Raw genomic sequence first — 11547 nt, 5'->3', positions numbered from 1 at the left:
TAGGCATTTTGTAAGGTTGCAATGTCCAGTCCAAGCAGGGTCAGATGTTCTCGCTGCGGATTAATTGATAACATCGGCAAACTGGTCACTTGTTCCATGCGCACATCTTTAGCGCCACTAATCTGTGCAACTGCTGCGGATTAATTGATAACATCGGCAAACTGGTCACTTGTTCCATGCGCACATCTTTAGCGCCACTAATCTGTGCAACTGCTGCGGATGAAACGTACTCAGAGTCAGAATCTCACCACGGCTGTACATCTGAGTTAACGCATCAAAATAAATTTTCTTTAGTGAAGGAGTGATTTAATGGCTCAATATGAAGTAGAGATTCGGGATGTTGAAAAACTGAGCTGTAAAGCAGCCTCTGAGTCTTCGGGTTTTGTCTGTGACGTAAAAGTAACATCATTTTCTGAGTTCACTGGAGAGCAATCAGCAGCCTCCAGCATTCGACTTGTTGAGAGTGATGACGGTTGGGAAATCATTCAATAATAAAGCAAAACCTAAAAGAAGTACTCACCAGCGCAGTAATGGTTTCGATTCTTTTTTTGTTATTCCCAGCGACAGTAAGCTTTCCTAATACACTTATTATTCACAAAGCCATCTCAACCGACACATTCAGAGTATGCCTGTACGGTTGGGTGAGCGGTAATGACTTGAGGGTAAATCTTCGTAAGAAAAAGCTCATACTAGATCTACCCTCAAATCATTAAGGTTCAATTAGTTTTATATACGTCCCTCTTTGATTCTCTATAACCGTTGAATCAGCGAAGTCTGAGCAATCGTTTCATCAGCGTCCATGTCGTACAGCTGGCCATTCAAAATAATGAATTCTGGCAGGAAGAACATAAACTCTCTGAGCATGCTCAATGCATCATGGACAGTTGCTGGCGGTTTTTCGGGTAAGTATCGAAGATATGTGTGAGAGTAAGTCCCATGAAAGTCATCCATGAGTTGCGACTCTTCCATGAGCTCTTTGAGTGGCACTCCCCGGTCCTCATCAATAAGATTGATGTAATGCTGATAGAGACGTTTCTCGCAGACAAGCTCACCTAGTCCATCTTCGACAAAGCGATTCTTACTATCATGGAAGCTTTCTGCATCTTTTCTGTCATATATTGCGATAAAGCCGTGCTTCAGGCTCGATTCCAATGCAAGGAAAGGTTGGTTTGCTTCACAGACTTCATGCCAGGAGCTAAAGCCAGTTTCGTTGGCAATAATCTCTAAGGCTTCGTGATGTGGAATGCTGGTGGAGGTTTTGAGGCGTTTTGCACGTTTTTTAAGAATGCTGACGTTTTGAGAATTTATCAGTTTTGTGGTCATTTTATTTACTCCAATGCTATGAAATAAGTGCCCACTGCCTATTAAGCATTAAAGAAAAATAAAATATATACGTTGGTTTATCGTCTCATTCGAGTTGGCCAGAGTGGGCAGCTAGCGTCGATATCGCTAGCCATCAAGTTAATTAAATCTTTCCCTAAAGTCAAATATCAGTTGAGAGCCAACATTAAAGCAAAGGTTTTCAGGTGCAGAGCTGTTGGTATCCTTCTGTGTCAAGCGTCTGTCTTGCTTGCCATAGGTCATAGTTTCGTTGTATTTGCAGCCAACTTTCAGGGCTACCTCCCAGGACTACAGATAGCTTAAGTGCCATTTCAGCAGAAACGTTGGAGTGTCCTATTAAAAGCCTTGAGACGGTTCATGGTGATACTTTCAGGTGTCTGGCCAGTTTGGTTGGGCTAATGTCTAGCTCGGACAGGTATGTTGTTTGGATAAACTCGCCTGGATGTAACGGATTATATTCTTGCATTTTCTAGACCTCTCCCCAACGCTGAGAACCATGCAAAACTCTCAGGATATTAATATCGTCTTGTTTGGATTTCTGCTGATAAACCACGATATAAGGTGTACCTGTCACCACCAGCTCGCGAGTCCCTTTTACTCTACCTTCTCGTCCAATCTGTGGGTTGTCGGTCAACTTTAAGGTGGAAAACCAGATTTTATCGGCTGTTTCTATGGCCGCAATAGGATTATCCAAAGCGATGTAGTCTTCTATGGCCATCAAATCATCTTCAGCATGTCCTAACCATCTAATCATTCACAGCGTCCAGTCGAGACTTAGCTCTCTGTTTCATTCTTGTGCGAACGTCTTCTGCCTTAATCCATTTGGCATCCGGTGAATCAGCTTCGGCTAAGGCTGTATTAACCTGTTCACGAAACCATAAATCATGCTTTGCTGCTTCATGCGTTTGTCGCATTGCCTCGGCGCGATCGGGACGTTTGCGAGATGTTTTAACTCCGGCTGTATAGTCAGTTAAATCAGTTTCCAGCTTAGTAATTCCTAGCTTGGCAATGTACTCAATCAGCGTATCCATCTTAGACCAGGTTCTTACTTTGTTGCCAGGTGTTGTGGCGAGCACTCTACTTACTTGGCCATAATTCACCACCAATTCCCAGTGGTCGTTGTTAGGTACCGCTGTTGCCGAATGTACAAGCCCATCATCCACCAGCTGCTGCAGTGTTCTTTGGTTAATTGCCTGTAAGCTCATCATAGTCACCAATCAGAATTTAATTGTTTACAGTTTATTATTAACTGTTTAAACATTCAATTATTAATAACTCCCTTTATAGTTTGGCGAATACACAGCTAAAAGCTCAGTTCCAGAGGGATGTAGGTGTTTATGCAAAGAGTTGCGTGATCTGAACTCCATGAGAGAGTGGTTATGCGGGTCAGGAAATGTTTCTGACCCTCAGAATTACACTTTGAGGAGTCAAAATGATGCAACAAAATCTATCACTATCACACCAAGCAGCACCCAAGAGCACGGCCGCTATGGTGGCTCGTTTGAAACAGACAGATAGCGATTTTGAGTGGTATCCAACCACTACGGAAATCCTGAATATAATCAAAAACGATATCGATCACTTGATTGATGAGCGTTATCTGGAAAGCCAACCGTCTATTTTGGATTGTGGTGCTGGTGATGGACGTAGCTTGATGTATCTCACTGCTGGAAAAAAATACGCGATTGAGAAAGCAAAGCCCTTGATTTCTGCAATGGACCGGGAAATATTTGTCATTGGTGCTGATTTCCACCAGCAAGTCTTAATGGATAAGCGTCAAGAAATTATTTTCTCTAATCCACCGTATGAACAGTTTGAAAGCTGGTCTACCAAAATCATTCGTGAATCACGCTCAGCTATCATTTATCTCGTCATCCCCTCTCGATGGAAAGATAATGCGCCTATTAATGATGCTCTGTGTCTGCGAAATGCAGAAACTGAAGTCTTGGGTAGCTTTGACTTTTTGAATGCAGAGCGCAAAGCACGAGCAAAAGTAGATGTGATCCGAATCACAATGACTAAGCTTGCTCGCTTCAACCGCAACAGCGAGGCCGATACCGATCCATTTGATATCTGGTTTGCCGAGAATTTCAAAGTAGCCGCTCCTGGTAAGGCTAAAACCTCTGCTATGGAAACCAAAGAGGTTCGGCAGGATGAGATTAAAAATGAGTTAGTGCAAGGCCGAGATATTATTGATGTTTTAACGTCCTTGTATGACAGAGATTTAGCTAAGCTGATGTTGAATTACAAAGCCTTCGAGTCACTTGATGCAACACTGTTAGAAGAGCTGGGCGTGAGCTTTAGTGGTGTCCGAGAAGGACTTAAAACCAAAATTTCTGGACTCAAGAACCTCTACTGGAACGAGCTGTTTAACAATCTCAACAAAATTACTGACAAACTGACTCAAAAATCACGCGAAGCCATGCTCAGCAAGCTGACCTCTCGTACCGATGTCGATTTTAATTCAGATAATGTTTATGCCGTTGTCATTTGGGTAATCAAAAATGCCAATCACTATTTCGATCACCAGGTGATTGACCTTGTAGAGCGAATGGTCGAACAGGCAAATGTGCTCCTATACAAATCAAACGCCAAAACTTTCGGGCGGGATAGCTGGCGGTACTGCGCGAGGCCAGAAGGTCTGGATCGCTTCTCATTAGAAACTCGTGTCGTTTTGCAACGTGCTGGCGGCCTGGCAAATACCGAATGGGCTTATGACCGTGAGCGTTTTAATGGTCTGTCTGAGAGGGCTTATTACCTCATTATGGACATCCTCACCGTCGCAACCAATCTTGGATTTGATACCACTGATATGACCCGGCCTATGGATTTCCAATGGGTTTCTAATAAATCCTGTGACTTTGAGTATTACGATTATCGAACCGGTGAAAGAGGCATACTGATGAGCGTTAAGGCGTTTAAAAATCACAATACACACATCAAGTTTAATTCTAATTTTATGAGTCGATTGAATATTGAATTTGGTCGGCTGCAGGGCTGGCTCAAATCAGCTCAAGAGGCTGCGTCCGAGTTGGACATTCCAGTTGATCAAGCTGTACAGAGTTTTGATAGTAATCTTAAGTTAACCGGAAATAGTCTGGTGCAACTAGGATTTAGTCAGGCTGCATAATCGAATGGGGCTTCGGCCCCTTTCCTATATCTGATCCTCTGTCTGAAAATATGCATCAGCTTTTTGGTGAATGATGTCAAGTTAGCAAAGGCAACTTCAGGCGATACACCAATCTGCTCAATGAATTCAGCCTCTCTTGCTCGCTTCATGATTTCATACTGTCTTTTGAGTTTATTTACATCATTGTAGTGTTCTGACAATGTGGCTTCATCAATTTCGATTTGTTTCTGACATAAAAAAAGCCCCTACCAGAAGGTAGAGGCTTTACTAAATCCCAGTAGGAAGTAGTTCTTTGTGATTAGTGGCTATGATTGTTCTGGTCGTTTTCGCGTTTATTATCAACAACTATCGCAATCGCTCCCAAGAGGGCGCAGCCGATAACCAAGACACCTAAACCAATTAACAATTCTGGTCTAATAAGCTCAATATAAGCCATCATTTTATCCTCCCGTCACGCACATAGACACCCATTAAGACAATAAGCAGTCCGACTAATGTAGCAATTATACCACTAACAACAGTCAGGCCATCTTCAAAAAAAGATGACAGCTGCAGCACCAAGAGAAGACACATTCGTACCAACTTTGATGAGGGACTCTCCTACAACCTTTCTCACAGCCTCCCCTGCATACTTGCGCGATCACAAAGATGGGATAACCTTAAATCTGGTATTTAGTCATAGTGAGTTAGTGGAGGATGAATGAAAGAACTTAAAGAACAATTTACCTTTACACCCGCCAGCACGTCCCCTTTGGACACGGATAAATATGTGTTGATCAGTAACCCGTCTATCCTGATTCATGACTCTACTCGGTTCGGTGGTGGTTACGCTCCAGGTGTCGATAATGGTGATGGGACGTTTACCGCTTACTATGCTCGTGAAAGTCTCATTGAGGCTATGCAGAAGTGTATTGAAATTGATGCTGCTGGTGGTACAAAGTGAAGTTACCGTATGCAAAATCACCTTGCAGCCAGTGCCCGTTTCGCAAAGACACGCTGAAGGGTTGGTTAGGCCGAGAGCGCATGACAGAAATCACCGAAGCTCACTCATTTGTCTGTCATAAAAAGACTGACATGCAGTGTGCTGGACACATGCTTTTGAACCAGCAAAACAATACCTTTGTTGAGATGGCTGCTCGCTTTAGAATCGAACTTGAACTGCGTGGTCGAGAGCTGCTATTTAATAATGTGTCGGACTGTATCGAGCACCATGCAGACCGTAATTAGGGGTTAGCAGACAAACAGCCTAATATGGCAACAAATATATCGGGATACACTATGGCATTAACACCACAGATACTGGTCAACAAATCATTGAATCTGGTTTCTTCTACAGAAACGTATGCTCAGCTGGACGCACTGATATGCGATCCGGATAGCAGCATTGAAGACATGGCTGTAGTCATCAATACCGATCCGGCATTGGTGTCGCGTCTACTGAAAATCGTCAACAGTTCGTTCTACGGGCTTCCATCAAAAATCGACACCATCTCAAGAGCCATCACCATTGTCGGTGTTCGCGAACTAAGAGCACTTGTACTTGCAACAAGTGTTATCAATTCCTTTCGAGGGATTCCTTCCAGCCTGGTTAATATGGATAAGTTCTGGCGGCACAGCCTGGCCTGCGCAATTGCGGCCAGGCTCATTGCCGAAGAAACAAAACAGCCCGAACCAGAGCAATTCTTTATTGCTGGTTTGTTGCACAATATTGGCAGTTTGGTGCTCTATCAGTCATTACCTGAAATGGCTTTGGAGGCTATGCGAAGCGCGAGTGATAGCAGTGAGTCACTGTATGAAGCTGAAACCCGGATAATCGGATTTCATCATGGCGAGGTAGGTGCTGTGTTGATTGAAAACTGGGGATTACCCGACAAGTTGGCATGTGTTTCCCGTTATCTGCAGTATCCTTTGCATGCTCCGGATCACAAACAGCTCGTTGCTACAGTCTATGTTGCAAGTGCTCTCGTTGATAGCGTCCAACTTGGACTGGGCGTAGCTACAGTCGATGAGTCGGTATTAAACTTGATTAATATAGATGCCTCATTGCTTCCAGTCCTGCTTGAAAGAGTTAATGAACAACAAAATAGCGTGACTGACTTTCTCAGTGAAGGGTAAGTGTGCTCTGATATGGATGGTAAATCTGATGAAAAGGACTTTAACGATGAAGAAACCTTTTGGCACCGGAACGCTCTCACCTTCTGATTTAGCAGAAATTGCTTTTTGGGAGCAGCAAAAATGTGAGATGCCGAGGCTAAATTCACAGGTGATGGCTCTACATAATCAATATAGTTTACGTTGCCACTCAAATCCGGTTCTTCTTACAAAAAGTAATCCAGATTATTCTCACGAGCTACATAATTTAAGACTTTCACTGGTCCGGCTCATTAATACACCCCATCAAGCATTTGCACCATGGCAACTGGCAGGACAGTTTACTTGGCAGGTAGGTTTAAGAGCCACTGGCACCGATGCATTATCGTGGTTGAGAGAGGAAGGTGCAAAGTTCGATCCACAGTTAGCCGAAAAATTTTCCTGGATGTATGAGCGACGATATGAGTTCAATCCGTTCACAAATGAAGTGGTCCCAACGTCGGATGGCGATCCCGTGTATTGGGATTTTAGTGATGAGGATTCCGAGTATTAAATGGTGATATGCAATGTCTAAAAAAGACGACAAACATCTTGAGCTGATTAAAAAGCGAGGCTATTTTGACCGCTCGCCGGAGAGCTTAAAAAAATACCAAACTAAAATAACCAAGCTGGCCAATGCGCTTCGCAAAGACATTCTGGATGACAATGTGCGTGAGTTATTCAGCAAGACTGATTTACAGGCAATTGAGCAGGCCGTTGTCGCCCTCACCGGTTTTAAGAACACAGTTGCTCATGCCAGGGAGCATTCTGAGCGGGAACGTAAGCGTAAAGATGCAGTATACGAAGCCACAACAAAAGATGCCCTTCGTGCTTTAGATACTCAATACCCTAATGCCAGTAGCACGCCTATTACTAAACTGCGGTTTGTGTTCTCTGTGGAGTACATCACGGGAGCAGATCAATTCGCGTATTTTTGTAACGATATCAAACTTCGCCTCAGTAACAACACGCCATCCTCTATATCTGCCTTCCCCGAATGGATAGACAACAAATTTAATTCTGTGCGAGTCGAATATGCCAGGCTGCTGATCGCCCCTTTTGGTGAGCAGGTAGATCCGAAACGTGTTACCTATTATTTCGAGAAGCTGGATGCGGCTTTGTCCGACATAGACGAGAAAGCGGGACGGCTTCTCAATGATTCCGCATGGTATCTGGCAAAAGCTGCTGGTGGGTTGAGTGGCGATGACAGGGAAAAACTCGGAATTTGACTCAAGGCAACCTGCCCTGATGCGACAACTGATTTTTTCAAATCAGGTACACACATAATCATCTGGAACGTACATTATTTCGATAATGTTCCCGTTAGCTCGAATAATTGCCTTGAAATCTTTTTTACGGAATGGGAATGATCTTAATTTCTTTAGTGCTGTACTGAAGTGATATTTTTCATTGAAAAGAGCGGCGGCAGTGTCTTCATTTAATGAGTTTAAACAATGTATTTGGTAGACCCATTGAATATCTTCTGGCCAGCGTTTGAAAACACTTTTTGGTGGGAGTTTTTTACAGACTTCAAAGGGGTGGCCTTTGTTGTCTTAACCCAGCTCATCAACTATAAACTCAGCACAGCTGCGACAATCATAGTAGACCTTTGCCCTTTCTGGAGATAGCATCAAAGCATTGGACCCTTGCAAGTTGACCAAGATATAGTCATCACCCACGTAAGCCTCTCTGAGAAAGCCCATATCAAGCCGCTTTGTGTTTTTGTAACTAACCTCAACTCGTGCTGGAAAAACTATCCGGGAGTCAAGGTTGCTTTTCTTTTCAAGCAGAGTTTTCGATGGGGGGCGAATAGGTCTTTTCATATGCATTCAGGTCACTAATCTTTGTCTTTGTTGGACTTCCCTCAAAAAAGAGAGGGATCGAGTCAACGTGGTTTGGTGTAACCGCTAACGCGCCTGCGGCTTGTTGGATATAAAAAAACCATTAAGGAGGCCTTAACGGTTTTTTTATATCTTCAGTTGATTCGTTTCTGGTATGCCACTCGCGTTACGATCGCAATACGTTTACTACATTAATATGTGTGTGTAGATTGAGCGCCAATCCAGTTTTCAATCGACTGACCAGTGGTTTGGCAGGTGTAATCTGTTGGAACCAGTTCGATTGGTTTGTTGCATCTTTTGGCCGCTTCTTGGTACCGCTTTGAAATCTTAATTGCTTCATCCACCGTGCCTGGTGTTTCCAGCACAAAGTTGCCCAGGATAATGTGCACCTCGCCTGAATAAGAAGGTGAGAAATACAAAATAGTCTCGGTTGTGTTTGTCTGACCATTCATACTCAATGGTGATTGTGTAGCGGCTCGCATCATTACGCCTCTGGGTGAACTGAAGAATGTGAGAGGCTTGTCAGTCTTGGATGGACCATGAATAGACCTTGTTCGATTGTGATAACAGGCTTAATGATTTCAGCCTTCACCAACTCGGTTAGCTCTTTTCGGATTTCCTCTATGGAGCGTTTCGCATCTCGTGCCAACTCATCTGGCCGAGTGATGGCGAACCCGGTGTTTGGGTTCGCTCTATCACTGAGTCTATTTAAGACTTCAATGGTATTGGTGTTTAGCTTGTCAGCTTCACCGGTTGCTGAAATGAGAGGTAATGCAATATCCCAAGGGTTTTCGTAATTCATGGTCGTTTCCTTTGTGGCGTGAAGGTTAACAATTAAAAAAATAAGGGCAATCAATAACCGGATATTGGTCTGTGCCGGTTAGTCATGACTGCCAATATAGGCACTCGAAATGGATTCACGGCTATGGCCAAGATTTTCTGAAACCAACAGCCTGGCAATCCGCTCTTCTATCTTGTCGATGTCACGAGCGAGTTGTGGTACATCTTTGACGGCAGCAGGGTGACCGGTAGTACGTTCATACAATCGCTGTGCGTAACCATGTCTCAGTCCATGCGGTGTAATGCCCGTTTCCCGTGAAATTCCATTTCTTTTTGTGATTCGGTAGTAATGCTTCAACCAACCAGCCAACTCGAAACGTCTTGGCACCATGGAGTCATTATCATCGTGAGTGTAGCTAAGCAGCTCTTCAAGGTATTCGCGCTGCTCATCCGTTTCGACATGCACCAGTCGTGTGCGACCACCTTTGGTACCACGTCTGACATTGATATATTTTTTTTCAGCGTCATAGTCCAACCGCGGACGGAATAACATAGATTCTTTGGTTCGCAAACCAAATAGATGTGAGAGCTTCAGCTGTCTGCCAGTGTGTTTACAGTCAGCCGTAACTTTTTCAATCAAAGCGTTTACATCAAACTTGTCATCCCAGCTTTTATCTATCTTGGCCACATACTCACGCTTCATGGCCTCCGGGTTTTCAAACATATCTTTGTCCGACATGAATTCCATCACGCCCTGTTTGCCCATCCACCCCAAAAAGGTTCTCAGAATAGATACTTTTTGGACTACAGAGGCGGGCTTCAGGTCTTCTCTGGATTCCCAGAAACGTGTCAGTGCTTTAACGTGCTTTTGACGGATTTGTGTTGGCAACGTGATCCGATAGCCCAAATTATGTAGGTCATGCGCCATCGCCCGGCATTCTATAAACCGAGTAGATTTGGTTTTTTCGCTGACCGGCTTATCCCGTTTGGCATGTTTTCTATTGTGTTTGTAAAGCACTTGCTCCACGTTATAGAGAAAGATGGTTCTCACCGTCCAAGGTTTACCGTGTCTATTGAATCTGCCTCGCATCTCCGGTGCAGCGAATACAAACTCCCCCTCCGTTACGGTCAACGGCGGTGTATAGGGTTTATGTAATTGTGTACCCATTTTTTTATCTCCAGTTTTAATCAATTTTCATAAGCAGCTTTCCTCTCTAATTCACTCATTCAAATCATCAGTAGTTATCAATCAATCACCATACGATAGGGAACTCTCATCAGGTGCAGTTCTGAGCTGCGGCTGAATCTTAAACGTGAGGTTGCCTCTTTCATGGAAGGTTTTGTTCAGACCCGACATGACGCTGCTATCACTGCAAAGCATTGGTAGATGTTCGACCTACCCCTTTACAGAACTTTTAACGATAGTCAGCCACCCAGTTCATCTCTGTCACAGATTTACAAGGCGTCCGGTTAGTTTTGATACACACAAAAATACGAACGTGATTGAATTTGTTCCCAGTGCTCCCCGCCAGCAGGAGGCCCGATCACGGTAGTTCCGCCCTAGTAAAACGCTGCTCCGACAACAGACTGTGTTTACATCAGGTTTTAGGAAAATCTTTTTGTGGTTTCGTATGGATTACAGTCGAACCGTGGTCCGCCGTACTTCGATTGATACGTGCCTCCGTAGAGACAGTGAACTACATGGACGATGACCGCCGTGGCAGTCCGGTTGATACCGTGTCCTGGATGATTTTCAGACGCAGAAATCCGTCAACATGCATTTTCAGCATATTTACAGCTCTTTTGTCTTTTCTTTGAGTGGGCAACGTTGCGTGAACGTAGCCTAGAGAGAGCCATTTTTTGTGCAGTTGGCTTGCTGCTCTCTTCAGACCCGGAGGGGCCCGTTTGAAGATTGAGCATATTTTCAGATCAAAGCCCCCCTGTTTGTCAAATTTTTTTGATCCAGTTTTTTCTCATAGTGTGGAATCAGTTTAGCTGATTTTTTCCAATGTCTTGTTTTGACTACAGAAATTGGGTCGGTTTTGCCCCTCAGTCTCCAGCGCGTTTTTTTCCAAAGCAACTTAGGTGCGTTTTTGAGAAAACTGACAGAATTTTGTGATTGAAGTGGCTCAGGTGTCACAGACGTGTCGTGCATGACACCTTTTCACTTGGGAACAGGTCTAACTCTCCGTATTGGAGGATGGATTTGATGATTATGTGTCACAGACGTGTCATGCGTGACACATTCGGCTTGATTTTCCTCATGCGCCCGGTGTAAGCTATTTTCCATCGTCATTTCTGACGCTCCCGCGCACAACTTCCACG

At 44.0% G+C, this 11547-nt stretch carries 14 protein-coding genes and 1 pseudogene; 7 read left to right on the top strand and 8 right to left on the bottom strand.

Features of this window, described 5'->3' with window-relative positions; genetic code table 11:
* Positions 1-309 precede the first annotated feature (309 nt).
* Positions 310-492: a hypothetical protein gene (locus Q7V21_RS05445; RefSeq protein WP_226069893.1), complete on the top strand. Its 183-nt coding sequence runs from the start codon at positions 310-312 to the stop codon at positions 490-492.
* 258 nt (positions 493-750) lie between these two features.
* Here Q7V21_RS05445 and Q7V21_RS05440 read toward each other — a convergent pair whose 3' ends face one another.
* The 4 genes and pseudogenes from Q7V21_RS05440 to Q7V21_RS05425 all read right to left on the bottom strand — a co-directional run bounded on the left by Q7V21_RS05440 (position 751) and on the right by Q7V21_RS05425 (position 2549).
* The gene (locus tag Q7V21_RS05440) at positions 751-1323 is read right to left on the bottom strand and encodes a hypothetical protein (RefSeq protein ID WP_304916301.1); all 573 of its coding nucleotides are present in this window, start codon (positions 1321-1323) and stop codon (positions 751-753) included.
* Positions 1324-1522: 199 nt separating this feature from the next.
* Positions 1523-1684: pseudogene (locus tag Q7V21_RS05435) on the bottom strand (HigA family addiction module antitoxin); the annotation flags it as partial.
* A gap of 126 nt (positions 1685-1810) precedes the next feature.
* The gene (locus Q7V21_RS05430; protein WP_304916300.1) at positions 1811-2095 is read right to left on the bottom strand and encodes a type II toxin-antitoxin system RelE/ParE family toxin; all 285 of its coding nucleotides are present in this window, start codon (positions 2093-2095) and stop codon (positions 1811-1813) included.
* Positions 2088-2549 carry a hypothetical protein gene (locus Q7V21_RS05425; protein ID WP_226069681.1) on the bottom strand — a complete coding sequence of 154 codons (462 nt, stop codon included), beginning with the start codon at positions 2547-2549 and terminating at the stop codon, positions 2088-2090. Before Q7V21_RS05425 ends, Q7V21_RS05430 begins: the two co-directional genes overlap by 8 nt.
* Before the next feature lie 224 nt (positions 2550-2773).
* Here Q7V21_RS05425 and Q7V21_RS05420 point away from each other — a divergent pair, with 224 nt between their 5' ends.
* Positions 2774-4471 (top strand): DUF4942 domain-containing protein, encoded by a 1698-nt coding sequence (locus tag Q7V21_RS05420; protein WP_304916299.1) that lies wholly within the window; start codon positions 2774-2776, stop codon positions 4469-4471.
* 298 nt (positions 4472-4769) lie between these two features.
* Here Q7V21_RS05420 and Q7V21_RS05415 read toward each other — a convergent pair whose 3' ends face one another.
* Positions 4770-4910 (bottom strand): hypothetical protein, encoded by a 141-nt coding sequence (locus Q7V21_RS05415; RefSeq protein WP_226069704.1) that lies wholly within the window; start codon positions 4908-4910, stop codon positions 4770-4772.
* Between the two features lie 261 nt (positions 4911-5171).
* On the opposite strand from Q7V21_RS05415, the gene Q7V21_RS05410 reads away from it, so the two are divergent.
* The 5 genes from Q7V21_RS05410 to Q7V21_RS05390 are packed head-to-tail and all read left to right on the top strand — an operon-like array spanning position 5172 to position 7830.
* Positions 5172-5414 carry a hypothetical protein gene (locus Q7V21_RS05410; protein WP_304916298.1) on the top strand — a complete coding sequence of 81 codons (243 nt, stop codon included), beginning with the start codon at positions 5172-5174 and terminating at the stop codon, positions 5412-5414.
* Positions 5411-5698, top strand: coding sequence for a DUF6283 family protein (locus Q7V21_RS05405; RefSeq protein ID WP_304916297.1), 288 nt, complete (start codon positions 5411-5413; stop codon positions 5696-5698). Before Q7V21_RS05410 ends, Q7V21_RS05405 begins: the two co-directional genes overlap by 4 nt.
* A gap of 51 nt (positions 5699-5749) precedes the next feature.
* Complete coding sequence (locus tag Q7V21_RS05400; RefSeq protein ID WP_304916296.1) at positions 5750-6586, top strand: HDOD domain-containing protein; 837 nt, start codon at positions 5750-5752, stop codon at positions 6584-6586.
* Between the two features lie 46 nt (positions 6587-6632).
* The gene (locus Q7V21_RS05395; protein ID WP_304916295.1) at positions 6633-7115 is read left to right on the top strand and encodes a hypothetical protein; all 483 of its coding nucleotides are present in this window, start codon (positions 6633-6635) and stop codon (positions 7113-7115) included.
* 13 nt (positions 7116-7128) lie between these two features.
* Positions 7129-7830: a hypothetical protein gene (locus Q7V21_RS05390; protein ID WP_304916294.1), complete on the top strand. Its 702-nt coding sequence runs from the start codon at positions 7129-7131 to the stop codon at positions 7828-7830.
* Positions 7831-8633: 803 nt separating this feature from the next.
* Here Q7V21_RS05390 and Q7V21_RS05385 read toward each other — a convergent pair.
* From Q7V21_RS05385 to Q7V21_RS05375, 3 genes are all read right to left on the bottom strand, one after another.
* Positions 8634-8927 (bottom strand): hypothetical protein, encoded by a 294-nt coding sequence (locus tag Q7V21_RS05385; RefSeq protein ID WP_304916293.1) that lies wholly within the window; start codon positions 8925-8927, stop codon positions 8634-8636.
* Positions 8927-9244: a hypothetical protein gene (locus tag Q7V21_RS05380; protein ID WP_226069716.1), complete on the bottom strand. Its 318-nt coding sequence runs from the start codon at positions 9242-9244 to the stop codon at positions 8927-8929. The genes Q7V21_RS05385 and Q7V21_RS05380 overlap by 1 nt, the downstream gene beginning before the upstream one ends.
* A 78-nt stretch (positions 9245-9322) precedes the next feature.
* Positions 9323-10390 carry a site-specific integrase gene (locus tag Q7V21_RS05375; protein ID WP_304916292.1) on the bottom strand — a complete coding sequence of 356 codons (1068 nt, stop codon included), beginning with the start codon at positions 10388-10390 and terminating at the stop codon, positions 9323-9325.
* Positions 10391-11547: the final 1157 nt, after the last annotated feature.

Source organism: Methylophaga sp. (genome assembly GCF_030651745.1).
Note: the sequence above shows the minus strand (reverse complement) of the source record. Positions and strands in the feature narration are given on the sequence as shown.